Here is a 22408-nt window from a genome sequence, read left to right as displayed (position 1 = left end):
GACGCACCTCTGGAAGGCAGAGGGCAAAGCGATGCTGCTTGAGATCGACACAGTCGAGAAGACCTATCCCGGCGGGCCGCCGGTGCTGCAGGGGGTGTCGCTTGCGCTCGACGCGGGCGAGACGCTGGCGCTGACCGGCGAGTCGGGCAGCGGCAAGTCCACGCTTCTGAACCTCGTCGCCGGGCTCGACACGCCCGATGGCGGGCATGTGCGGCTGGCCGGCGCGGATGTGGGCGCGCTCGACGACGCGGGCCGCGCGGCGCTGCGCCGCGAGACGGTCGGCCTCGTCTTCCAGCAGTTCAACCTGATCCCGTCGCTCGACGCGGGCGCCAACATCGCCTTCCAGGCGCGGCTCGCCGGGCGCGAGGACACGGGCTGGACCGCGCGGCTGTGCGACAGGCTGGGCCTTTCGGGTTTCGAGCGGCGCTACCCGGAGGAGCTGTCGGGCGGCCAGCAGCAGCGGGTGGCGATCGGCCGGGCGCTCGCGCCGCGCCCCGCGCTCATCCTGGCCGACGAGCCCACCGGCAACCTCGACGAGGAGCCCGGCGACGCCGTGCTCGCGCTGATGCTGGAACTCGTGGCCGAAACCGGCGCGGCGCTCCTGATGGTCACCCATTCCGAGCGGCTGGCCGGGCGGATGGAGCGGCGCGTGCATCTGCGCGCCGGGCGGCTTGCATGAGCCGCTGGATCCTCGTCGCCCTGCTTGGCCACTGGCGGCGCCATCCGCTCCAGCTCGTCACCCTGCTGGCGGGGCTCGCGCTCGCCACCGCGCTCTGGTCCGGCGTCCAGGCGATCAACGCCGAGGCGCGGGCCAGCTACGCCGCGGCGCAGTCGGCCACCGGGCAGGCGGATCTCGCGGTGATCGAGGCCGAGGGCCGCGCGCTCACCGTCGCGGATTTCGCGGCGCTCCGCCGCGCGGGCTGGCGGGTGTCGCCGGAAATCGAGACGCAGCTCGTCGCGGGGGGCCAGACGGTGAGCCTTCTCGGGGTGGAGCCGCTGACCGCGCCCTCGGGCGGCGCGATCCCGGGGCTGGGCGACGGGGCCGCGCTCGACTTCCTGACGCCGCCCGGCATCGCCTACGCCGCCCCCGGCACTGCGGCGGCGCTCAACGCGGCCGAGCGCGCCGGCTGGCCGGAGATCCGTGTCTCGGCGGGTCTGGCCGACGGCCGCGCGATCACCGACATCGCCACAGCGGCGCGGCTGTCGGGCGCGCCGGGCACCGTCACGCGGATCCTGGTTCTGCCCGATCAGCCCGCCGGGCGCGCGCCGCTCGAGACGGTGGCGGATGGGCTCGTGCAGCGCGCGCCCGAGGCGCAGGGCGACATCGCGCGGCTCACGCGGTCCTTTCACCTCAACCTCACCGCTTTCGGCTTCCTGTCTTTCGCGGTGGGGCTCTTCATCGTTCACGGCGCCATCGGCCTCGCCTTCGAGCAGCGGCGCGCGATGGTGCGCACGCTGCGCGCCCTCGGCGCGCCTCTCGGGCTGGTGATGCGGGTGGTGGCGGCGGAGCTGGCGGCGCTCGCGCTTCTTGCGGGGCTTTTCGGGCTCGCACTGGGCTACGGCGTCGCCACGGTGCTCCTGCCGGACGTGGCGGCGACGCTGCGGGGGCTTTACGGCGCGGAGGTGACGGGCAGCCTCGCGTTCCGGCCGGGCTGGGCGGCGGCGGGGCTCGCCATGGCGCTCGGCGGGACGGCGGTCGCGGCCGCGCAGGCGATCTGGCGGCTCTGGCGGCTGCCGCTTCTGGCGCCCGCGCAGCCGCGCGCCTGGTCGCGGGCGGCCGCGGCCGGGCTGCGGCGGCAGGGCGCGGGCGCGGCGGCGCTCTTCGCGGCCGGCGCGCTTGCCCCGGTTCTCTTCGACGGGTTGCTGGCGGGCTTCGCCGCGCTCGGCGGGCTGCTTCTGGGCGCGGCGCTCGCGCTGCCGGTGTTCCTTCACGCGGTGCTGGGCCGGGCGGCGGCCCTGGCGCGCGGCCCGCTCTCCGAGTGGGTGTGGGCCGACACGCGCCACCAGCTTCCGGGCCTGTCGCTCGCGCTGATGGCGCTTCTGCTCGCGCTCTCGGCGAATGTGGGCGTGGGTACGATGGTGTCCTCCTTCCGGCTGGGGTTCACGGGCTGGCTGGATCAGCGCCTCGCGGCCGAACTCTACATCGGCGCCCGCGACCGGACCGAGGCGGCGGCGCTGCGCGACTGGGTGGCGCCGCGCGTGGACGCGGTGCTGCCGATCCAGTGGGCCGACACGCGCATCGCGGGGCAGCCCGCGGAGGTCTACGGCGTCGTCGATCACGACACCTACCGCGAGGCCTGGCCGCTTCTCGCCGCGGGCGCGCGCCCGTGGGACCGGGTCGCGGCGGGGGAGGCGGCGCTGGTGAACGAGCAGCTCGCGCGCCGCGCGGGGCTCTGGCCGGGCACGCAGGTGGAGCTGGCGCCGGGGTGGGAGCTGCCGGTGGCGGGCGTCTACTCCGACTACGGCAACCCGGCCGGGCAGGCGATCGTGGGGGCGGAGCCTTTCACCGAGCGTTTCCCAGACGTGGCGCCGCTGCGCTTCGGCCTCCGCCTGCCACCGGAAGAGGCCGAGGGGTTGCGCGCCGCGCTGGTGGAGGAGTTCGGCCTGCCGGCGGAGGCGGTCGTGGACCAGGCATCGATCAAGGCCTTCTCGCTCGGCGTCTTCGAGCGGACCTTCGCGGTGACGGCCGCGCTCAACGTGCTGACGCTGGCCGTGGCGGGGGTGGCGATGCTGACCAGCCTGCTCACGCTTTCGGCCATGCGGCTGCCGCAGCTCGCGCCGGTCTGGGCGGCGGGGGTGGCCCGACGGCGGCTTGCCACGCTCGAACTCGCGCGCGCGGGCATGCTGGCGCTTCTGACCTTCGTGCTGGCGCTGCCGGTCGGGCTGGCGCTGGCCTGGCTGCTGCTGGCCGTGGTGAACGTGGAGGCGTTCGGCTGGCGGCTTCCCATGCACCTCTTTCCCGGCCAGTGGGCGCCGCTGGCCGCGCTCGCGGTTCTGGCGGCGGTGCTGGCCGCGCTCATCCCCGCGCGGCGGCTCGCCCGGATGCCGCCCCGCCAGCTTGTCGCGGTGTTCACCCATGATCGCTAGATGTCTTGCCATCCTTCTCGTGGCGGCGGCCGGCACGGCCCGGGCGCAGGGCTTCGCCGGCCTCGGCACCGAGGCGGAGGGTTTCGCGCTGCCCGAGCGCGGGGCCCCGATCACCTTTCCCGAGGATCACGGCGCCCATCCCGAATTCCGCATCGAATGGTGGTACCTGACGGCCAACCTTCAGGCGGCGGACGGGGCACGCTACGGCGTGCAATGGACGCTTTTCCGCACCGCGCTCGCCCCGCGCGAGGCGGACGGGTGGCAGAGCCCGCAGCTCTGGATGGGGCACGCGGCGCTCACCACCGCTTCGCGGCACCACCACGCCGAGCGCCTGGCGCGCGGGGGCGTGGGGCAGGCGGGCGTCACGGCCGAGCCCTTCGCGGCCTGGATCGACGACTGGCGCGCGGCGGGGCCCAGCCTGTCGGAGGTCACCGTCACCGCCTCCGGCCCCGGTTTCGGCTATGCCCTCGACCTCGACGCGGAGGGGCCTTTCGTCTTCCACGGCGAGAACGGCTTCTCGGTCAAGTCCGCCGAGGGGCAGGCGAGCCACTACTACTCGCAACCCTTCTACAGGGCGCGGGGCACGCTGTCCCTCGAGGGGCGCGAGGTGGCGGTCACCGGGACCGCCTGGCTCGACCGGGAATGGTCCAGCCAGCCGCTCTCCGAAAGCCAGGAGGGCTGGGACTGGTTCTCGATCAGCCTCGATGGCGGCGCGCGGGTCATGGCGGCGCAGGTCCGCGAGACGGGGGGCGGCGTCTTCACCTTCGCCACCTGGATCGCGCCTGACGGGACCGAGACGCCCTACGGCGACGGGGCGCTGCGCCTCACGCCGCTGGGGACGGCCGAGGTGGCGGGCCGCGAGGTGCCCGTGCGCTGGCGGGTGGAGCTGCCCGCCAAGGGGCTCGACGTCACGACCGAGCCGCTCAACCCGCAGTCATGGATGGCCACGAGCTTTCCCTACTGGGAAGGGCCAGTCTCCGTCTCCGGCAGCCATGACGGCCACGGCTACTTGGAGATGACGGGCTATGAGTGAGTGGTTCGAGACGCTGGAGGGCCTGCGCGCCCGCGTGTGGCAACGCCTCGGGCGCGGCGTGGCGGACCGGCGTGCGCCCGCGCGACACCCGACGCTGGCCACCCTGGGCACCGACGGCGCGCCCGAGGCGCGCACCGTGGTGCTGCGCGGCTCCTCGGAGGCTGCGGGCAGCGTCACGATCTACACCGATGCGGCCTCGGCCAAGGTGGCCGAACTCGCGCGCGAGCCCCGCGCCACGCTTCATGTCTGGGAGCCGAAGGACCGGCTGCAGATCCGCCTCGCGCTGACGGTCGAGCTGCGCACCGGCGCTTCGCTCGACGCGCTTTGGGAGCGCCTGTCGCCCGAGGCGCGCCGGGCCTATGGCGGCCGGCCGGAACCGGGCCGGCCCATCGGCGATCCCGTGGCCGATTACGAGGAGACGCGGGAGCGCGCGCGCTTCGCGGTGCTGGACGGCCGGGTGGAGCGGATCGAGGCGCTCCATCTCGGGGACTGGCACCGCCGCGCGGATTTCTCCCGGGCGGACGGATTCGCGGGCGCCTGGATCGCGCCCTGACGCGTCAGGCGCTGCGCCGGAGCCGGTCGAGGAGCGCGCGCGTGGCCCGGCCGGTTTCGGGCAGGCGGCGGGCGCGCTCATAGGCGCGGATCGCCGCCTCGGTGCCGCTACCGATCACCCCGTCCACGCCGTTCGTGTCAAAGCCCGCGCGGGTGAGCCGCTCCTGGATCTCCTTACGGTCGGAGAGGGTGAGCCCCTCTGCATCGGGCGGAAAGCTTGTCCGGATGGGCGGGCCGCCGGCGATCCGGTCGGCAAGGTGGCCCACCCCGATCACGTAGGACTCGGCGTTGTTGTAGCGCGCGATCACACCGAAATTCGGGAACACCATGAAGGCGGGCCCGGCAGACCCCGCCGGGCGCAGGATCGAGGCCGGGCCGTGGTCGGGCACGCGGTGGCCGTCCATGTCGCGCACGCCCGCCGCGGCCCAGGCCGCTGGGCTGCGCGTCGTGCCGCGCCCCAAGGGGCCGGAGAAGCCCGCGGGCAGGCGCACCTCCACGCCCCAGGGCTGGCCGCGCCGCCAGCCGAAGCGGTCGAGATAGGCCGCCGCGGAGGCGAGCGCGTCGGTGGGGTCGTCCGACCAGATGTCCCGCCGCCCGTCGCCGGTGAAATCCACGGCATAGGCCTCGAAGGAGGTCGGGATGAACTGCGTGTGCCCCATGGCGCCGGCCCAGCTTCCGGTCATCCGGTCGGGCGTGATGTCGCCGCGCGCGAGGATGCGCAGCGCGGCCACGAGCGGACGCTCGAAGAAGGGGCCGCGCCGCCCGTCGAAGGCCAGCGTGGCGAGCGCCGAGATCACGGGGATGTCGCCCCGCCGTTCGCCGTAGCGGCTTTCGAGGCCCCAGATCGCGGTGACGATCTCGGGCTCGACGCCGTAGCGCGCGTCGATCGCGGCGAGCGTGGCCGCGTGGCGCCGGCGCATCGCGCGGCCCATGGCCACGCGCTCGTCCGAGGCCGCGATGGCGAGATAGTCCTCGAGCGAGCGGGTGAACTCCGCCTGGTTCCTGTCGCGCTCCACCACGCCGGGCAGGAAGCCCGCGCGGGGCAGGGCGCGCTCCAGCGTGGCCTCGGAGATGCCCGCGGCACGGGCGCGGGGGCGGAAGCCGTCGAGCCACGCGTCGAAGGCGGGATTGCGCGCGGGGCGCATGGCCGGGTCGGCGCCCGCGGGCGCGCGCGCGCTCGGTCCGGGACCGCCCGAGCAGGCCGCGAGCGCCGTCGCGCCCAGGCCCAGTGCCATCGTCCGCCGGGATAGCCGCATCACAGTCTCTCGCCTCTGCCTTGGCGGCTAGGCTAGCGCGAAACACCGAGCGGGCAAAGCGCGGAGCGCCTGCGCCATTTCGCTGCGTTCGGGCGTCAGGCCGCCTCTTCGCGGCCGATACCCGCACGGGACCGACGCGGCCCGAAGAGGCAGGCAAGCGCGAGGATCGCGCCGGAGACGGTCGCGATCATGCCCGCGGCGCTGACCGCGTCCCGCCCGCCGAGCCAGAGCGGCCCGTAGCCCGCGAGCACGTAGCCCAGCACGGCGGAGAGCGTGGCGAAACCCACCGACCATCCCACCTGACGCGCCAGCCGGTCGGTCATCAGCCGCGCGGCGGCGGGCGGGCAGATGAACATCGCGATCACGATGATCGAGCCCACCGCGTCGAAGGCGGCGACCGCCGCCACCGCCGCGGCGGTCACGAGGCCAAGGCCGATCCAGCGCACGGGCAGGCCGAGCCCGGTGGCGAAGCCCTCGTCGAAGGTCGAGATCTTGAGCCAGCGCCAGAACACGGCCGTCAGCAGCGCCACGAGCGCACAGGCCAGCGCCATGCGGAAAAGCTCCGGCGGCAGCGAGGCCAGCGCGGCGGGGTCGAGGAGCGAGCCCCAGCCCTCGGCGCGAAGCCAAACCAGCGATTCGAGATTGCCCATGAGCGCGTGCTCCACGTCGAGGTGCACGCTCGAGGTGTCGCTGCGCTCCAGCAGCAGAACGCCGGCCGCGAAGAGGGTGGTGAAGACCACGCCCATGGCCGCGCCGGGCTCGATCCGGCCGAGGCGGCGCACCGCCTCGATCAGCCCCACCGCCACCAGCGCCGCGCCCCCCGCGCCCAGCAGCATCGGCCCGGCCGCGACCACCCCGGTGAGCAGGAACGCCACGACGATGCCCGGCAGCACGACATGGCTGATGGCGTCGCCCAGAAGCGCCTGCCGCCGCAGCAGAAGGAAGTTGCCCGGCAGCGCGCACGCCACCGAGGCGAGCACCCCGATCAGGATCGGCGTCAGCGAGAACTGCACGAACTCCGCTCCCATCAGGCGTGTCCTCCGGCCGCGTGCGGCGGGCCGATCCGGCGGTCGAACTCCGCGATCTCGTCCGGGGTGAAGACGTCCTCGATCGGGGTCAGCCCGTCATAGCGCCCGGCGAGCGCGGTGTCCTGGTGGACGGCGCGCGCCACGTCCCAGCGGCGTTCGTCCCGCGCCTCCTTGGCGGCCGCCGCGCGCCCGGCCTCGGTTGCCACCCCGTCGGGACGGATCAGCCCCTCGGCGCGCAGCACGCGCAGGGTGAAGGCGTCGTGGATCACCTCGCCGCGGGCGAGCGAGAGCAGACCCTGCCGCCGGTGCACCCGGTGCTGGAAGCGCCGGTGCCGCCGCAGGGCGGAGGCCAGGCCCCGCGCCGGCGCGAAGAGCAGCGAAAGGGCGAAGAGCGCCGCGGCGGTCAGCACGATGAGCGGCCCCGTGGGCAGGCCAGGCGCGGTAGCCGAGATCGCCGCTCCGACATAGCCCGAGACCGCGCCGAGCGCGCCGGCGGTCCAGACCATGCGGTTCGTGCGCTCGGTCCAGAACCGCGCCGTCACGGGCGGGATGATGAGCAGCGCGACGATCAGCACGAGCCCGACAAGCTTCAGCCCGATCACGGTGACGGCCATGCCGAGCCCCATCGCCGCGAGGTCGATGCGGCGCACGTCGTAGCCCGCCGCCGCGGCATAGTCGGGATCGAAGGCCACCAGCGTGAGCGGGCGGCGCAGCAGCCAGAGGATCGCCAGCACCAGCGCGCCGCCGCCCGCGATGAGCATGGCGTCGGACCAAAGCATCCCCGCCGTGGCGCCGAGCAGGAAGTCCTCGAGCCCGGCCTGCCGCCCCGCGCCCATGGTCTGGATCACGGTGAGCAGAACGATGCCGAGGCCGAAGAAGACCGACAGCACCGCGCCGATGGCCGCATCCTCGGACAGCCGCGTGCGCCGGGTGATCCACTCCAGCGCGAGAAGCCCGATCCAGGCGCTGAGCGCCGAACCGGCCAGAAGGCCGGCCAGGTTCCGCCCGTCGCCGCCGAGCGCCACCATCGCCATGAAGGCGATCCCAACGCCCGGCAGTGTCGCATGGGCCACCGCGTCGGAGACGAGCGCGCGCTTGCGCAGGAACAGGAAGCTGCCCGCCGACCCGGCGGAGAAGCCAAGAAGCCCCGCGCCCACCGCCACGAGCGCGGCGTTGTAACCCGCACCGAGGGTGAGCGCGTCGAGAAGCGCGCTCACGAGGCGGCCAGCTCCAGCGCGTCGAGATGGGTGGCCGCGAGGCGTCCGCCATAGGCCGCGTTGAGCGTCTCGGCGGTGAAGGCCGTCTCCACCGGGCCCTCGGCGATGCCGCGCACGTTGATCAGGAAGACGTGGTCGAAGTAGGCGCGCACCGTCGAGAGGTCATGGTGCACGGCGATGACCGCCTTGCCCTCGGCCCTGAGCGAGGTCAGCACCTCGATGATGGCACGCTCGGTCGCGGCGTCCACGCCGGCGAAGGGCTCGTCGAGCAGGTAGAGATCGGCCTCCTGGGCGAGAGCGCGGGCGAGGAACACGCGCTGCTGCTGCCCGCCGGAAAGCTGGCCGATCTGCCGCTGGGCGAAATCCGCCATGCCGACGCGGTCGAGGCATTCCCGCGCGGTCGCGCGATGCCGCCCGGTGACGCGGCCGAGCAGACCCACCCGGCGGTAGAGCCCCATCAGCACCACCTCCATCACGGTGGTCGGGAAATCCCAGTCCACGCTGGCGCGCTGGGGCACATAGGCGATGCGGTCGCGCGCGCGCTCGAGCGGCTGCCCGAAGATGCGCACGTCTCCCGAGAGGCGCGGAACGATGCCGAGCGCGGCCTTCAACATCGTCGACTTGCCCGCGCCGTTCGGCCCCACGATCGCCGACATGGTCCCGGCGGGGAAGGTGGCGTCCACCGAGAAGACCGCCGGCGACTCTCCGTAGGAGACGGTGAGCCCGCGGATGGCGAGCGCCGTGCCGGGCGGTATCGCGAAGGTGTCCGTGGCCCGGCCGTTCCGCGCCGCAAGGCTGAGCCCCGGGGTCTGCATCCTGTCACGCTCCATCAGTTGAGCAGCCCCTGCATGCCGCGTTCGGGGGCCGTGCCGCCGAGCGCCGAGGCGATCACGGTGGCGTTGTGGTCGATCATGCCGAGATAGGTGCCCTCGTAGGTGCCGGGCGCGCCCATGGCATCCGAGTAGAGCTCGCCGCCGATGACGACCTCGTGCCCGCGTGCCGCCGCGCCCTCGACGAGCGCGCGCACGTTCCTGTCCGAGACGGAGCTTTCCACGAAGACCGCTCCGATGTCGCGCGCCACCAGCATGTCCACGAGTTCGCCGATCCGCCGCAGTCCCGCCTCGCTCTCGGTCGAAATGCCCTGGATGCCGACGACCTCGAAGTCGTGGGCGGCGCCGAAATAGTTGAAGGCGTCATGGGCGGTGACGAGCACCCGGCTTTCCTCGGGAACCGAGGCGAGCACCGCGTCGGTATACCGGGCGAGCTCCGCCAGTTGCGCCAGATACACCTCTGCGTTGGCGCGGAACGCCGCTTCGTCCCCCGGGCGCGCCGCGATCAGCGCGTCGCGGACGTTGAGCACCACGAGCCCCCAGAGTTCGGGGTCCATCCACACATGCGGGTCATGCTTGTCGGCGTAATCCTCGTGCGAGATCAGTACATCGCGCGGCAGGTTTTCGGCAACCGCGACCACGGTGCGATCCGCTCCGAGGTCCAGCAGGAACTCCTCGAGCTGCGCCTCCAGGTAGAGCCCGTGCCACAACACCAGATCGGCGCGGGCCATGGCGACGATGTCGCTGCGGGTCTGCCGGTAGGAGTGCGGGTCCACGCCGGGACCCATGAGCGCGCGCACCTCCAGAAGCTCGCCGCCCACCTCGCGGGCCGCGTCGGCGATCATGCCAGTGGTGGCCACGACGTCGAGCCTTTCGGAGGCCATCGCCGGGCCGGTGCCAAGGGCGAGTCCGCAGGCCGTCGCCGCGGCCAGGAACATGCGTTTCGTCAGCATCCGTTACGTGAACCTTCGTTGCATCGAGGCGTGCAGCCCCACGACTCCAATATTGCGAGTTAGTCGCATTTGTCAATGCAAGTGAGAGCCATTCGCAAGAACTCGCGCCATCCGGACGCGATGTCGCAGCCTCAGCGGTCGAGCCGCAGGACCCGGCCGAAGGGCGGGGGCGCCGGGGGCGCGCCGGGCACCGCCCAGATCACCGGAAGGCCCCGCGGCGCGGGACCGAAGGCGCCGTCGAGGTCGGTGAGGATCACCGCGGCCGACGCGTCGATCTCCACCGCCCGGGCGATCACGTCGCCGAAGGCGGTGCCGCCCCCGCGCCGCAGCGGTCGCGCGCGCAGCGCCGCGTCCCAGCCGCCTGGGCCGACCGCGCGGGCGGTGTGGACGGTTTCGTCGAAGGCCAGAAGATGCGTCTCGGCCCGGCTGCGCCGGGCGACGCCGTCGAGTTCGGCGGCGAAGCGCGCCAGCGTCGCGTCGTCGATGGATCCGGAACTGTCGAGCCCGACCGCGATGCGCGGCCGCCGCCCCGTGCGCGCCGTGCCGGGCTGGAAACCGGGCAGGGCCGCGCCCCGGGCTTCCGCCTCGGCGGCCATCGCGATCCAGCGGCGCGCGGGGCGAAGGGCGGCGGGCTCCGGCATCTCGGTCGCGGCTTTGGCGAGCAGCCCGCGCAACTCCAGCTCCCAGGGTGTGCGGGTGTCGGGGATGTCGGCCACGCGGCCCGCGAGCCGCCCGATCCCGCGCCCGGCGCGCCGCCCGGCCTCCATCGCGCGGGCGAGTGCGCCGCGCCAGTCCGCGGGGGCGCTCTCGCGGCCCGACGACCCCGCCGCCTCGGCCTCGAAATCCCCGGAAAAGCCCTTGGCGGCGGCGTAGGCCACGACCTCCTCGCCCCCCCGCGCCCTCGCGGGATGGCAAGCGGGTGGAGAGCCGCTCCACGTCCCAGTCGGCGAGCGCGGTTTCGGGGGCTGCTGTCCCGAGCCCCGCGGCGACCAGCAGTTCGGTCAGCCGGACGGCGGGGCGCGGCAGGGCGTGACCGGCGAGCAGGAGCGCCTCGTTCACGATGGCGTCGGCGGCGAGCGCGAAGCGCGCGGGATCGAACCCGCCGCCCTGGCGCGCGCCCATCGCCGCCTTGCGCGCGCCGTGGCCGAGCGCCGCGTGGAGCACGTGATGCCCGGCGAGTCCCACCTGTTCGGGCAGCGGGCGAAGCGGAAAGCCCGCGTCGTAGTAGATCGTCGCGCCCTCGCTGCGCATCTCGCCCGTCCCGTCGCGGTGGGCGCACCAGAGCGCGAGCGCGGCAAGCGCGGGGTCGGTCTCTGCGAGATGGGCGAGCGCGCGGCGTGCGCGGTCGGAATGCCCGCTCATTCGAGCCCCGCGGCGCGGCGTTCGGAAGCGTAGGCGGCGTAGGCCTCCGACCGCAGGAAGGCGTCCTGAAGCCCCGCTTCCAGCGCCTTGCGGATCAGCATCTCGAAGCCGAAGGCGGTGAGCTCGCCCAGCGGCAGGCGGCGGAACACCTCTTCCTCGCGGTGCTTCGGAAGCTCGCGGAGCCCCGCCATCACCTCGATCGCCGGGGCGATGCGTGCCGCGTCCGCCGCGCCTGCAAGCGCGTAGACCAGCGCGTTGAGCCCGTTCAGCGTGTCGGGGTAGAGCGCCCAGCGGTCCTTCGGCGGCGCGGCGAGCAACGCGTCGAGTTCGAGCGAGGCCGCCACGTCCTCGGCCACCACGGCGAACTCCGCGGCCGGGGCCTCGCCCACGGTGCCCGCGATCATCGCCCGCGCGGGCCGGCCCCAGGGGACGCTCTTCATGATGTCGCTCACCCGCTCCCAGGCGCGGGGCGTGCAGGCGACGGTCAGCCCGCGCTTCAGCGTCTCCTCGGTGGTCTCCAGAAGGTCGGGGCGCGTGCGCAGGAAGGCGGTGACGGCCGGGTGGATGCCCCGGTCCACCGCGAAGTCCGACAGCCAGTCCTCTGCGCTCGCGCGGACGGCGAGGTGGATCAGCCGGTCCGAAAGCGCGGTGCCCATCTCGTAGGCAACCGCCCCGTCCTCCACGGTGTTGCCCGCCGCGACGACGAAGACCGAGGCGGGCAGGCGGTGCCGGCCCACGCGCCGCTCCTGCAGGAGCCCGTAGACCGTGGGCTGAAGCCAGGGCGCGGCGGAGGTGAGCTCGTCGAGGAAGAGGACGGCAGGCCGCTCCGGGTCGTCCGGCAGGTCCTCGGGGCGGTACCAGACGGTGCGCCGTGCCTCGTGATCGTAATAGGGCAGGCCGCGCAGGTCCTGCGGCTCGATGGTGGTGAGACGCAGGTCGTAGAGGTCCGCGCCGATCCGCCGCGCCAGCTCTGCCACCAACTGCGTCTTGCCCACGCCCGGCCGGCCGTGAAGCATCCAGGAGGCGGTGAGCCCGCCCGCGGCCTGGGCGCGCCAGCCGGCCTCGAGCACCTCGAGCGCCTCGCCGGCCGAGACGGTCTGCGCGTTCACGCTCATGCCGACACCTCGCGCGCGGGCGCGGCGTCCATCAGCGCGGCGAGCCGCGCATGGGCGGAGACGCCTTCGGCGGCGAAACCGACGTCGCGCAGAAACACGTCCTCGCGCAGGTTGGCGCGGTGCAGCGTCCGCTCGTCGAGACCCTCGGCGAAAAGCTCGGCGCGCAGCATCTCCTGTTCCGCCGTGTCGAGGGCCAGCACCTCCGCCTGCGGGCCGCCCCGCTGCACCGAGACGAGGGTGAGCGGCGCGACACGGGCGAGTTCGGACTGCTCCACCACGAGATGCAGCTTTCCCTCCGAAAGCCCCCGCCGCGCGGCGATCCGCGAGAGTATCCGCGTGGCGCGGAAGCGCAGCGTGTCGAGCGCGCGGGCGGCGTCGTCCTCGTCGATCACGTCCTTGCGGGCGCTTGCGGAGAGGCGCAGCACCTTCATCTCGACCACCCCCACGAGCAGCACCATCAGGATCGGGGCCTGGGCGATGGGAAAGGCGAGACGCGGCCAGATCAGCATGGCGGCGACGAAGGGCGCGAGCGCGCCGAGATAGCGCAGGAGTTGCGCGTCGAAGAGGATACGCGCCCATGCCGCCGGACCCGCGCGCCGGGGCAGGATCGCCACCCGTCGGAAAAGCTTCTTGGGCACGCGCCGGGTTTCCAGCGCGGCGGGGTTCAGGACGGTGTTGGGCGCGACGATCAGCATGGGTGTGTTCCTTGCCGGCCAAGCTAGGGCGCGGCGCGGCCCCGGTCGAGTGGTCAACCGGGCTTGCGCCGCCCGCCCGGCCTCCGGCAGTGTTCCTTCGGACGAGGCGGCGCGGACGGGAGGACCCATGGACCGCATCCTGTGCGTGAGCACGTTGCGCAACGAGGGGCCCTTCCTGGTCGACTGGGTGGCGCACATGCGCGCCATCGGCGTGACCGAGCTGCTCGTCTATTCCAATGACTGCGACGACCCCACGGCCCGGATGCTCGACCTCATGGCCCGCGCGGGGGCGCTGCGGCACCTGCCCCAGGAGGTGCCGCGCGGCGAGAGCCCGCAATGGCTGGCGCTGCGCGACGCCTGGCGCCAGCCCGAGCGCAAGGCGGCGGACTGGGCGCTGGTGGCGGACGCCGACGAGTATCCCAACATCCACGCGGGCGAAGGCCGGCTTGCCGACCTTTTCGCCCGGCTCGACGGGGAGGCCGAGGCGGTGGCGCTGCCCTGGCGGCTTTTCGGCGCGAACGGCCGCGCCCGGCTCGAGGAGGGGGCGGTGCCGGCGCTCTTCACGGCCTCGGCGGCGCCGGATCAGGATTTCCCCGTCGCCGCGACGCTTTTCAAGACGCTCTTCAGGCCATCGGGGCCGTTCACCCGGTTCGGCGTGCACCGCCCGGGCCAGCGCCGGGACACGGTCCCGTCTTGGCGGGACGGGGACGGGCAGCCGCTGGCGGGCCATGTCGCGGGGCGGGCCGGGCGGCTCTCGCTCTGGGGCGCGCCGGTGGCCCGGGGGCTGGCCGAGACGAACCACTACTCGCTCCGCTCGGCGGAGAGCTTCCTCGTCAAGCGCGACCGGGGCCTGCCCAACCGCTCGGCAAAGCGCGTCGATCTGCATTACTGGGTGGAGCGGAACTTCAACACGGTGGAGAACGCGACCATCGGGCGCAGCGCGCCCCTGCGCGCGGGCGAGCGGGCGGCGCTTCTGGCGATCCCCGGCCTCGCCGCGCTGGAGGAGGAGGCCTACGCCTGGCACCGGGCCCGCTTCCGCGCGCTTCTGCGCGACGAGGTAGCGTATCGCCTTTACGCGCATTGCCTGCTGTCGGCGGCCAGCGTGCCCGTCTCGCCCGAAACCGCGCGATGGCTCGTTGCGCGCTATGGCGAGATCGCGGGGTGAACGGCGGGGCGGCGCGCTCAGGCGCCCGCGCATGGGCGCCGATCCACGCGAGGGGGCGAAAGGGCCGCCGCGGCACGCGCCCCGCGCCGGGGCTTGGCTTCCGCGGGCGCCGGCTTATACCCGCACGGATCGGAGCGTTCCTTACGGAGGCCTCGAATGGACGACGCAGCTTACGACGTGGCCGTGATCGGGGCCGGGATCGCGGGAAGCACGCTTGCCGCGGAACTGGCCGCAAGCGCGCGCGTGGCCCTTCTGGAGCGCGAGGAGGCGCCGGGCTATCACAGCACGGGCCGGTCCGCGGCGCTTTTCACCATGAGTTACGGGCCCGGAGCCGTGCGCGCGCTGTCGTGCCTTTCCGAGCCCGTCTTCCGCTCGGCCACGGGCCCGGACGGGCATCCGCTGCTGTCACCGCGCGGGCTGCTTTTCGTCGCGCGGGAGGATCAGCGCGCGGCGCTCGACGCCTTCGCCGCGAAAGTGGGGAACGCGGTCGCGCCGGCGGCCGCCGAGGAGGCGCAGGCGCGGCTGCCCATCCTGAAGCCGGGCTACGTCGCCGCCGCGCTTCTCGAAGCGGACGCCGCCGATATCGACGTGCACGCGCTTCACCAGCTTTACCTGCGCCGCTTCAAGGCGGCGGGCGGCACGCTTCTGTGCCGGGCGGAGGTGCAGGGCGTCGCGCGCCGGGGCGGGCGATGGGAGGTCGAGACGCCCGCCGGGCCCGTCCGGGCGGAGACGGTCGTCAACGCCGCCGGCGCCTGGGCCGACGAGGTGGCGCGCCTTGCCGGGGTCGCGCCGGTGGGGCTCGTTGCCAAGCGGCGCAGCGCCGCAATCGTCGCCACGCCGGGCGACGCGGACCCGTCGGGCTGGCCCATGCTCATGGATATCGACGAACAGTTCTACATGAAGCCCGATGCAGGCAAGCTCCTGGTCTCGCCCGCCGACACGACGCCCTCGGCGCCCTGCGACGCGCGCCCCGAGGAGATCGACATCGCCATCGCGGTGGACCGGGTGCAGCAGGCCTGCGAGCTGCCGGTGCGCCGGATCGAGCGAAGCTGGGCGGGGTTGCGCAGCTTCGTGGCCGATGGCGTGCCGGTGGCGGGCCATGCCGCGGACGCGCCGGGCTTCTTCTGGCTGGCGGGACAGGGCGGTTATGGCATCCACACCGCGCCGGGGCTCGCGCGGGTCGCCGCGGCGCTGGTGCAGGGCCAGCCCGCGCCGGCCGACGCGGCGGAGGCGGGGCTCGACACGCGCGCGCTCGACCCCGGGCGGCCCGGGATCGGCTGAGGCGCCCCCGGCGCGGGACGGGACGCCGGCGGACCGGCACCGGCGCGGGACGCGCGGAAACGGCGCGCGACCGCCACGCCCCTTCACGCCGAGAGGGCGATGCCGCGCGGCCTCATCCCGCGCGTGGCCGGGCCGCGAGGCGGATGAGCTCGGGCAGGAGCGGGTTCGGAAAGCGCCTCTCCAGCGTGACGGCGTGAAACGCTTCGGTGATGCCCGCAAGGGTCTGCGCCTCCTTCAGCACGCCGGTCGAAAGCTCGTCCGTCACCACGATGCTCGGCAGCACGGCGAGGCCAGCATCGGCGCGGGCCATGAGGCGCATCATCGCCATGTCGTCCACCTCGGCCGCGATCTGGGGGCGGATGCCCAGCCGGTCGCAGAGCGCGTCGAACCCGGTGCGCACGGGGCTCTCGGCGGTGGGAAGGATCACCGGCTCCCGGGCGAGCAGGGCGGCCGGGTCGCGCTCGCCCGCAAGCCGCGCGGGCGTGCCCACCAGGCTGACCGGCTGATCGTCCAGCCGGTGGGAGACGAAGGGGGTCACCGCGTCCTCCGCCGCCGCGCGGTTCAGGAGCGCCACGTCGAGGTTGAGCGTGGCCAGCCCCTGCATCAGCTCCGCCGGGCTGCCCGAACGCAGGACGATCTCGACATCGGCGCGGCCCAGAAGCGGGCGCAGGAAGCCCAGCGTGAAGTTGCGCGAGAGCGTCGCCATCGCGCCCACGCGAAGCGCCCGCCGCGCGCGCCCGGCCGCCTTGAGCGTATCGACGAGTTCGTCGCCCGCCGCGAAGATCTCGTCGGCGTGATCGAGCGCGATCCGGCCCGCCTCGGTCAGCACGAGCTGTCGGCCCCGCCGGTCGAAAAGCCGGTGGCCCAGGCGCTCCTCGAGCTTGCGGATCTGCGTGGACAGCGCGGATTGCGACAGGTTCAGCCGCTCGGCCGTGCGCGTGAGGTTCCCGTCATGGGCGACCGCGTGGAAATAGCGCAGGTGGTGGTAGTTCAGGCTGCTCATGATCGTTCTTTTTATTAGAACGACTTCGACCATACAATGAATTTATTATCCGGATCGGCCTCTGATACTGCATCGCGGCACGGGATTTTGCATCTGCGAGGGACAGACAGGCATGGACGTGTTTTCGATACCTCTACTGGCGCCGGCGGCGCTGATCGCGGCCGCCATCGCGGCCTTCATGAACCCCGGCGGCCGTCCCGGACTGGTGCCGCGCCTGGCCGAGGGCACCGCCATCGCCGCCTTCGGGGTGGCGGTCGTCTCGCTTCTGGTGCTGCTGACGCAAGGGGCCGGAACGGGCGTCGTCGCCGGTGTCGCCACGCGGCTCGACCCGGTCAGCGTGACGATGCTTCTGCTGGTGAGTTTCGTGGGCTGGGTGGTGCTGCGCTACACCGCGACCTACCTCGACGGCGAGGCGCGGCAGGGCGCCTTTACCGGCTGGATGGCGCTGACCCTCGCCGCGGTGCTGCTCTTCGTGCAGGCGGGCAGCCTCGCTGTCTTCGTAAGCGCCTTCATCGCAACCTCGGTCTTCCTGGCGCGGCTTCTTCTCTTCTACCCCGAGCGGGTGCAGGCGCAGCGGGCCGCGCGCAAGAAATTCGTGACCGCGCGCCTCGGCGACGCGTCGCTGATCGCGGCGGCCGTGCTGCTTTACACCGGCTACGGCACCGGCGACATCGGCGAGATCCTCGCCGCGGCCCGTGTGGGCGTCGCGCCCGACGCCGCGCTCTGGGCGGCGGGCTTTCTCGCCCTTGCCGCGCTTCTCAAGTCCGCGCAGTTCCCAACCCATGGCTGGCTCACCGAGGTGATGGAGACGCCGACGCCGGTCTCGGCGCTTCTGCACGCGGGCGTCATCAACGCGGGCGGGTTCCTGCTGATCCGCTTCGCCGACGTGATGGTGCTCGCGCCCGGGGTGCTGGCGGTGCTGGTGATGATCGGGGGCTTCACCGCGCTTTTCGGCGGGCTCGTCATGCTGACCCAGCCTGCGGTCAAGACCTCGCTCGCCTGGTCCACGGTGGCGCAGATGGGCTTCATGATCCTGCAATGCGGCCTTGCGCTCTTTCCGCTCGCGCTTCTGCACATCGTGGCGCATTCGCTCTACAAGGCGCACGCCTTCCTCGCCTCGGGCATGGCGGTCGAGGGCGTGGCAGCGACCCGGCGGCCGGGGCCGGTGGCGGTGCCCTCCGGCGGCGCGGTGCTGCGCGCCTTCGTCGCCGCGCTCGTGATCTACGCGGCGGTGGGCTTCGGCTTCGGCTTCGACGGCAAGTCGCCGCAGGCCATCGCGCTGGGCGCGATCCTGATCTTCGGCGTGGCCTACCTGCTGGCGCAGGGTTTCGCCGACGCCGCGCCCACGGTGCTGACCCAGCGCACCGCGCTGATGTCGGTGGCCGCGTCGGTGGCCTACTTCGCGCTGCAGACCGGGGCCGAGGCGCTGATGGCGGGCACGCTTCCCGCCACGCCCGTGCCGGGTCCGCTCGAATGGGCGCTGATCGTGCTGGCCGTCATCAGCTTCGGCGCGGTGGCGGTTGCGCAGGCGATGTTCCCGCTCTGGGCCTATCACCCGGCCGCGGCGGGGCTGCGCGTGCACCTGGCGAACGGGCTCTACATGAACGCGGTCTTCGACCGCATCCTCGGCGGATGGCACATCCGGCGGATTGACTGACGATCTCGGGACGGAGTGAGCGACATGACCCATATCACCGAAAACACGTCTCTTCCCGCGGGAACCGTCATGGCGGCGGCCGGCGCGGCGGCGCGCGCGATCCCGCCGGTCTGGCCGCTGGCCTCTTCCGTGGCCGTCAACCCGTTTCTCGGCCAGACGGGCGAGACGCTGGCCGAGACGGGCGCAAGGCTCGCCCGGGTCGCGGGGCTGCCGGTGACCATGCCGCGCGAGTGGTATCTGTCCCGGCTGGAGGCAGGGCGGATCACCGACGCCGATCTGGAGGCCGCGCTCGCCGCGTCGTGCCACGCCGCCCGGCCGGCGAGCGTGAGCGATCTGAAGGAGGCGGCGGCGCGGCCACGGCGGCGGCCGCACGCCCTGCCGACGGTGGCGGAGATGGCGTCGGACCATTGCGGGCTCGACTGGCCCGGTCTCGTGGCGGACCGGGTCAGCCAGTGGGCGGCAAGCTTCTTCGACGCGGGGCAGGCGCTCTGGAAGGCGCCCAAGCGCCGCGGCGCCTATGCCGAGTGGCGCGCCGTGGCGACCCATGACCTGACGCCGGAGATCCACGGCCTCGAGGGCTTCGCCGCCCATGTGGCCGAGGCGCCCGAACACGCCGAGGATGCGATCGCGCGCGCCGCGTCCCGGCTGGGCCTCGTCGACGCGGCGCTGCCCACCTATTTCCACCAGCTTCTCATGACGATGGGCGGCTGGGCGCAATACGCCCGCTACCAGCTGTGGCAGGCGGAGCTGGGCGGCGGGACCGATCCGGTGGTGACCGAGATGCTGGCGATCCGGCTCCTCTGGGAAGAGGCGCTCTTTATCCAGTATGAGGAGGCGATCCTGGACCGCTGGGAGCGCGTGCGCGCCTCTCACGCGGCGCCGCTGGCGCCGAGCGAGGATCTCGTGGTGGACGAGATCCTGCAGGAGGCGGCCGAACGCGCCGCGCAGCGCGAGATCGCCGCGACGCTCGCGACCCAGCCGCCCGCGCCGGCGACAGAGCGTCCGTCGCTTCAGGCCGCCTTCTGCATCGACGTGCGCTCTGAAGTGTTCCGCCGGGCGCTGGAATCGGTCGATCCGGGCATCGAGACGCTGGGCTTCGCCGGGTTCTTCGGGCTCGCCACGAAGCACCGCGGCTTCGCCTCCGACGTGGAGGAGCTGCGCCTGCCCGTGCTTCTGAACCCCGGCGTGTGCTCCGTCGCGGGCGGGCCCGAGATCGAGGAGGCCGACCGCCAGGCGCGGTTCACCGCGCGGGCGAAGCGCGCCTGGGGCCGGTTCAAGTTCGCCGCCGTCTCCTCCTTCGCCTTCGTGGAGGCGATGGGCCCGGTCTATGCCGGCCGGCTCGTGCGCGATGCGCTCGGCCTCGAGGAGGGCAAGCTGCCCGACGGGCCCGCACCCCGGCTCGACCCGGCGCTGTCGCTGCCCGAGCGGGTCGGCGCGGCGGAAACCGTGCTGCGCGCCATGTCGCTCACCGAGGGCTTCGGCCGCATCGTGCTGCTGGCGGGCCACGGCGCGAACGTGACCAACAACCCGCATGCCTCGGCCTATCACTGCGGCGCGTGCGGCGGCTATTCCGGCGAGGTGAACGCCCGGCTTCTGGCCGCGCTGCTCAACGATCCGGAGGTGCGCCAGGGCGTCGCCGCGAAGGGCATCGAGATCCCGGGCGATACGCTTTTCGTGGCCGCGCTGCACGATACCACCACCGACACGGTGAAGCTTTACGAGGCGGACATCGACGCCGGCCAGCACAAGGCCCTGCTTGGGGACGTGAAGGGCTGGCTTGCCAAGGCGGGGCGCGTGGCGCGGGCGGAGCGCGCGCTGCGGCTGCCGCGCGCGGCTGGCGAGGCCGAGGTCGCGGCGCGCGCGCGCGACTGGGCGGAGGTGCGTCCGGAATGGGCGCTCGCCGGCTGCCGGGCCTTCATCGCGGCGCCGCGCACGCGCACCGGGGGCCGGTCGCTCGAGGGCCGCGCCTTCCTGCACAACTACGACTGGCGGGCCGACGAGGGCTTCGGCGTGCTGGAACTCATCATGACGGCGCCGGTGGTGGTGGCGAGCTGGATCAGCCTGCAATACTACGGCTCGACCGTGGCGCCGCAGGCGTTCGGCGGCGGCAACAAGCTGCTGCACAACGTCACCGGCGGGATCGGCGTGGTGGAGGGCAACGGCGGGCTGATGCGGGCCGGGCTGCCCTGGCAGGCGGTGCATGACGGCGAGGGCCTCGCGCATGAGCCCCTGCGCCTGTCGGTCTGCATCGAGGCGCCGCGCGAGGCGATGAGCGACATCCTGAAGCGCCACGACGGTGTGCGCGCCCTGTTCGACAACCGCTGGCTTCACCTCTTCGCCCTCGACGAGGCGGGGCAGGTGGCGTGGCGCTACACGGGCGACCTCGAATGGGAGGCCGTCGAGGGCGTGGCCCGGCCCGGGCCGGTGCTGAAGGCGGTGGGATGAGGGTGTCCGGGCCCGTGGGCCCGGCGCTCTGGGCCGGCCGGCGGGCGGTTCTGGCCACCATGCACGGGAAGCAGGCGGCCATCGCGCCGCCTCTTTCGCGCGTCGCGGGGCTGGCGTTGGAGGTGGCGCGGGGGCTCGACACCGACGCGCTCGGCACCTTCACGGGCGAGATCCCGCGCGCGGGCGGTCTGCGCGAAGCGGCGCTCGCCAAGGCGCGGCTCGGGATGCGGGCGGCGGGCTCGGACCTGGGGCTCGCCTCCGAAGGGGCCTACGGGCCGCACCCCTCCATCCCCTTCCTGCCGGCGGGGGCAGAAGTGCTGGTGCTCGTGGACGACGCCCGCGGCCTCGTCCTCTGGGAAGAGATCGTGGACAGCGCCCCGGTCTATGCCGCGACGGAGGCCGCGTCGGTCGAGACGCTGGAGAGCTTCCTCGCCGGGATCGGCTTTCCCCGCCAGGCGGCGGTGGTGCGGCCGAACGCGGGCGCGGGGCCGGTGCGCAAAGGGATCGCCGCGCGCGCGGCGCTCGCCCGCGCCGTGGAGGAAAGCGCCGCGGCCTCGGCCGACGGGCTCGCCCGCGTCGAGACGGACATGCGCGCCCACATGAACCCGGCGCGGATGTCCACCATCGGCCGGCTGGCCCAACGTTTCGCGGAGCGCCTGGCGCGGGCCTGCCCCGCCTGCGGCGCGCCGGGATACGGCCGCCTGCGCGCGGGGCCGGCGCGGCCCTGTGCGTGGTGCGGGGGACCGACGCTCCGCCCGGGGGAAGATGTGCTGGGATGCGTGGCCTGCGGCCACGAGGCCGCGCCCGCGGGCCACCCGCAACCGGGCGACCCCGGCGATTGCCCGGCCTGCAACCCCTGACGCGTCAGGAGCCGCGCCGCGTTCCGCGGCCCCCGCCGGGGGAGGTCCAGCCGGGGCTACGGGCGCCGAAGAAGCTTTCCAGCCCCTCGCGCCCTTCCGCGCTTTCGATCTGGTCGGCGAAGACGTCGGCCGCCATGTCGAGCTGCTCGTCCGGCAGCAGGCCGGGCAGGTCCAGCAGCAGGCGCTTGGTGGCCGCGACGGCGCCCGGCGCGCAGAGCGTCAGGCCGTCGCGGATCCGCGCGATCTCGGCATCGAGGGCGGCGCTGTCGGGAAAGACGGCATCCGCCAGGCCGATATCGAGCGCCGCGCGCGCGTCGACATGCTCTCCCAGCAGAAGCAGGCGGCGCGCCGCGCGATGCCCCAGCCGCGCCAGCATGATCGGGGCGATCTGCGCGGGCACCATCCCGCGCCGCGTGTCGGTGAAGGCGAACTCCGCGCCATCAGCGGCGAGCACCAGGTCGCCCGCAGCGGCAAAGCCGCAGCCCGCAGCGTGCGCGGGTCCTTCGACGGCCATCACGGTCAGCTGCGGCAGCGTGGCGACACGCCGGAGGAGCGCGCCGAACGAGCGGCTGGCCTGCACGAGCGCCTCGCGGTCGATGTCGCGGTTGGCCCCCGCGCGCAGCACGTCGCCGAGCGCGCCCTCGCAGAACACGCCGCCACGGCCGCGGAAGAGCACGCCGCGAATGTCGGGGCGCAGCGCCAGCCCGTGCGTCAGTCGCGCCAGTTCGGCGATCCGGGTCCGTCCGAGGGCGTTGCCGTTGGCAGGGTCATCGAACCACACCGTCAGCCACGGGCCATCCTGTTCCAGCGCGAGCGTCCGGGACCGGGGCAGTTGCTGATTCATGCCGCACCTCGCGGCGCGGACCCGG

Annotated in this window: 19 protein-coding genes and 1 pseudogene; 9 read left to right on the top strand and 11 right to left on the bottom strand. The window is 73.7% G+C overall.

What is annotated here, in order from left to right; genetic code table 11:
- Positions 1-31: 31 nt before the first annotated feature.
- The 4 genes from AB6A65_RS00295 to AB6A65_RS00280 are packed head-to-tail and all read left to right on the top strand — an operon-like array spanning position 32 to position 4673.
- Positions 32-679 (top strand): ABC transporter ATP-binding protein, encoded by a 648-nt coding sequence (locus tag AB6A65_RS00295; RefSeq protein ID WP_371036353.1) that lies wholly within the window; start codon positions 32-34, stop codon positions 677-679.
- Complete coding sequence (locus tag AB6A65_RS00290; protein ID WP_371036352.1) at positions 676-3087, top strand: FtsX-like permease family protein; 2412 nt, start codon at positions 676-678, stop codon at positions 3085-3087. The genes AB6A65_RS00295 and AB6A65_RS00290 overlap by 4 nt, the downstream gene beginning before the upstream one ends.
- Positions 3077-4120 carry a lipocalin-like domain-containing protein gene (locus AB6A65_RS00285; protein ID WP_371036351.1) on the top strand — a complete coding sequence of 348 codons (1044 nt, stop codon included), beginning with the start codon at positions 3077-3079 and terminating at the stop codon, positions 4118-4120. Before AB6A65_RS00290 ends, AB6A65_RS00285 begins: the two co-directional genes overlap by 11 nt.
- Positions 4113-4673, top strand: coding sequence for a pyridoxamine 5'-phosphate oxidase family protein (locus AB6A65_RS00280; RefSeq protein WP_371036350.1), 561 nt, complete (start codon positions 4113-4115; stop codon positions 4671-4673). The genes AB6A65_RS00285 and AB6A65_RS00280 overlap by 8 nt, the downstream gene beginning before the upstream one ends.
- A 4-nt stretch (positions 4674-4677) precedes the next feature.
- Here the strand turns inward: AB6A65_RS00280 and AB6A65_RS00275 are convergent, their stop codons facing one another.
- The 9 genes and pseudogenes from AB6A65_RS00275 to AB6A65_RS00235 all read right to left on the bottom strand — a co-directional run bounded on the left by AB6A65_RS00275 (position 4678) and on the right by AB6A65_RS00235 (position 13128).
- Entirely contained in the window at positions 4678-5928 is a 1251-nt protein-coding gene (locus AB6A65_RS00275; RefSeq protein ID WP_371036349.1) for a lytic murein transglycosylase, read from the bottom strand.
- 95 nt (positions 5929-6023) lie between these two features.
- On the bottom strand, positions 6024-6956 hold the full coding sequence (locus AB6A65_RS00270; protein WP_371036348.1) for a metal ABC transporter permease: 933 nt from the start codon (positions 6954-6956) through the stop codon (positions 6024-6026).
- Positions 6956-8173, bottom strand: a complete 1218-nt coding sequence (locus AB6A65_RS00265; RefSeq protein ID WP_371036347.1) for a metal ABC transporter permease — start codon at positions 8171-8173, stop codon at positions 6956-6958. The genes AB6A65_RS00270 and AB6A65_RS00265 overlap by 1 nt, the downstream gene beginning before the upstream one ends.
- Positions 8170-8988 carry a metal ABC transporter ATP-binding protein gene (locus AB6A65_RS00260; RefSeq protein ID WP_371036346.1) on the bottom strand — a complete coding sequence of 273 codons (819 nt, stop codon included), beginning with the start codon at positions 8986-8988 and terminating at the stop codon, positions 8170-8172. The genes AB6A65_RS00265 and AB6A65_RS00260 overlap by 4 nt, the downstream gene beginning before the upstream one ends.
- A gap of 14 nt (positions 8989-9002) precedes the next feature.
- Positions 9003-9956: a metal ABC transporter solute-binding protein, Zn/Mn family gene (locus AB6A65_RS00255; protein ID WP_371036345.1), complete on the bottom strand. Its 954-nt coding sequence runs from the start codon at positions 9954-9956 to the stop codon at positions 9003-9005.
- A gap of 131 nt (positions 9957-10087) precedes the next feature.
- Positions 10088-10552: a VWA-like domain-containing protein gene (locus AB6A65_RS00250; protein WP_371036801.1), complete on the bottom strand. Its 465-nt coding sequence runs from the start codon at positions 10550-10552 to the stop codon at positions 10088-10090.
- A 12-nt stretch (positions 10553-10564) separates the two neighbouring features.
- Positions 10565-11318 (bottom strand): annotated as a pseudogene (locus AB6A65_RS00245) (hypothetical protein); the annotation flags it as partial.
- Complete coding sequence (locus AB6A65_RS00240) at positions 11315-12433, bottom strand: AAA family ATPase (RefSeq protein WP_371036344.1); 1119 nt, start codon at positions 12431-12433, stop codon at positions 11315-11317. The gene AB6A65_RS00240 and the pseudogene AB6A65_RS00245, both read right to left, overlap by 4 nt.
- Positions 12430-13128 carry a hypothetical protein gene (locus AB6A65_RS00235; protein WP_371036343.1) on the bottom strand — a complete coding sequence of 233 codons (699 nt, stop codon included), beginning with the start codon at positions 13126-13128 and terminating at the stop codon, positions 12430-12432. Before AB6A65_RS00235 ends, AB6A65_RS00240 begins: the two co-directional genes overlap by 4 nt.
- A 127-nt stretch (positions 13129-13255) precedes the next feature.
- On the opposite strand from AB6A65_RS00235, the gene AB6A65_RS00230 reads away from it, so the two are divergent.
- Both AB6A65_RS00230 and AB6A65_RS00225 read left to right on the top strand, forming a co-directional pair.
- Positions 13256-14293 carry a glycosyltransferase family 2 protein gene (locus AB6A65_RS00230; protein WP_371036342.1) on the top strand — a complete coding sequence of 346 codons (1038 nt, stop codon included), beginning with the start codon at positions 13256-13258 and terminating at the stop codon, positions 14291-14293.
- A 156-nt stretch (positions 14294-14449) separates the two neighbouring features.
- Positions 14450-15574: an NAD(P)/FAD-dependent oxidoreductase gene (locus AB6A65_RS00225; protein WP_371036341.1), complete on the top strand. Its 1125-nt coding sequence runs from the start codon at positions 14450-14452 to the stop codon at positions 15572-15574.
- Between the two features lie 112 nt (positions 15575-15686).
- Here the strand turns inward: AB6A65_RS00225 and AB6A65_RS00220 are convergent, their stop codons facing one another.
- Positions 15687-16577, bottom strand: a complete 891-nt coding sequence (locus tag AB6A65_RS00220; RefSeq protein ID WP_371036340.1) for a LysR family transcriptional regulator — start codon at positions 16575-16577, stop codon at positions 15687-15689.
- A 112-nt stretch (positions 16578-16689) separates the two neighbouring features.
- On the opposite strand from AB6A65_RS00220, the gene AB6A65_RS00215 reads away from it, so the two are divergent.
- The 3 genes from AB6A65_RS00215 to AB6A65_RS00205 are packed head-to-tail and all read left to right on the top strand — an operon-like array spanning position 16690 to position 21539.
- Positions 16690-18234, top strand: a complete 1545-nt coding sequence (locus AB6A65_RS00215; protein WP_371036339.1) for a proton-conducting transporter membrane subunit — start codon at positions 16690-16692, stop codon at positions 18232-18234.
- A gap of 33 nt (positions 18235-18267) precedes the next feature.
- Positions 18268-20679: a YbcC family protein gene (locus tag AB6A65_RS00210; RefSeq protein WP_371036800.1), complete on the top strand. Its 2412-nt coding sequence runs from the start codon at positions 18268-18270 to the stop codon at positions 20677-20679.
- Positions 20676-21539 carry a DUF6671 family protein gene (locus AB6A65_RS00205; RefSeq protein WP_371036338.1) on the top strand — a complete coding sequence of 288 codons (864 nt, stop codon included), beginning with the start codon at positions 20676-20678 and terminating at the stop codon, positions 21537-21539. The genes AB6A65_RS00210 and AB6A65_RS00205 overlap by 4 nt, the downstream gene beginning before the upstream one ends.
- Positions 21540-21543: 4 nt before the next feature.
- Here the strand turns inward: AB6A65_RS00205 and AB6A65_RS00200 are convergent, their stop codons facing one another.
- A complete protein-coding gene (locus tag AB6A65_RS00200) occupies positions 21544-22383 on the bottom strand; it encodes an enoyl-CoA hydratase-related protein (protein WP_371036337.1) in 840 nt (279 codons plus the stop codon).
- Between the last annotated feature and the right edge of the window lie 25 nt (positions 22384-22408).

The sequence above is a fragment of the Rhodosalinus sp. FB01 genome (genome assembly GCF_041365715.1).
Classification (GTDB): domain Bacteria; phylum Pseudomonadota; class Alphaproteobacteria; order Rhodobacterales; family Rhodobacteraceae; genus Rhodosalinus.
The sequence above is the reverse complement of the archived record's forward strand: the minus strand, read 5'-3'. Positions and strand labels throughout refer to the sequence as shown.

What these genes read in the sequence shown, in the direction of transcription:
- AB6A65_RS00255 (WP_371036345.1), bottom strand. Translation starts at nt 9,956, where the DNA reads ATGCTGACGAAACGCATGTTCCTGGCCGCGGCGACGGCCTGCGGACTC.
- AB6A65_RS00200 (WP_371036337.1), bottom strand. Translation starts at nt 22,383, where the DNA reads ATGAATCAGCAACTGCCCCGGTCCCGGACGCTCGCGCTGGAACAGGAT.
- AB6A65_RS00205 (WP_371036338.1), top strand. Translation starts at nt 20,676, where the DNA reads ATGAGGGTGTCCGGGCCCGTGGGCCCGGCGCTCTGGGCCGGCCGGCGG.
- AB6A65_RS00270 (WP_371036348.1), bottom strand. Translation starts at nt 6,956, where the DNA reads ATGGGAGCGGAGTTCGTGCAGTTCTCGCTGACGCCGATCCTGATCGGG.
- AB6A65_RS00285 (WP_371036351.1), top strand. Translation starts at nt 3,077, where the DNA reads ATGATCGCTAGATGTCTTGCCATCCTTCTCGTGGCGGCGGCCGGCACG.
- AB6A65_RS00275 (WP_371036349.1), bottom strand. Translation starts at nt 5,928, where the DNA reads ATGCGGCTATCCCGGCGGACGATGGCACTGGGCCTGGGCGCGACGGCG.
- AB6A65_RS00280 (WP_371036350.1), top strand. Translation starts at nt 4,113, where the DNA reads ATGAGTGAGTGGTTCGAGACGCTGGAGGGCCTGCGCGCCCGCGTGTGG.
- AB6A65_RS00220 (WP_371036340.1), bottom strand. Translation starts at nt 16,577, where the DNA reads ATGAGCAGCCTGAACTACCACCACCTGCGCTATTTCCACGCGGTCGCC.
- AB6A65_RS00215 (WP_371036339.1), top strand. Translation starts at nt 16,690, where the DNA reads ATGGACGTGTTTTCGATACCTCTACTGGCGCCGGCGGCGCTGATCGCG.
- AB6A65_RS00250 (WP_371036801.1), bottom strand. Translation starts at nt 10,552, where the DNA reads ATGGCCGCCGAGGCGGAAGCCCGGGGCGCGGCCCTGCCCGGTTTCCAG.
- AB6A65_RS00235 (WP_371036343.1), bottom strand. Translation starts at nt 13,128, where the DNA reads ATGCTGATCGTCGCGCCCAACACCGTCCTGAACCCCGCCGCGCTGGAA.
- AB6A65_RS00295 (WP_371036353.1), top strand. Translation starts at nt 32, where the DNA reads ATGCTGCTTGAGATCGACACAGTCGAGAAGACCTATCCCGGCGGGCCG.
- AB6A65_RS00240 (WP_371036344.1), bottom strand. Translation starts at nt 12,433, where the DNA reads ATGAGCGTGAACGCGCAGACCGTCTCGGCCGGCGAGGCGCTCGAGGTG.
- AB6A65_RS00290 (WP_371036352.1), top strand. Translation starts at nt 676, where the DNA reads ATGAGCCGCTGGATCCTCGTCGCCCTGCTTGGCCACTGGCGGCGCCAT.
- AB6A65_RS00225 (WP_371036341.1), top strand. Translation starts at nt 14,450, where the DNA reads ATGGACGACGCAGCTTACGACGTGGCCGTGATCGGGGCCGGGATCGCG.
- AB6A65_RS00230 (WP_371036342.1), top strand. Translation starts at nt 13,256, where the DNA reads ATGGACCGCATCCTGTGCGTGAGCACGTTGCGCAACGAGGGGCCCTTC.
- AB6A65_RS00260 (WP_371036346.1), bottom strand. Translation starts at nt 8,988, where the DNA reads ATGCAGACCCCGGGGCTCAGCCTTGCGGCGCGGAACGGCCGGGCCACG.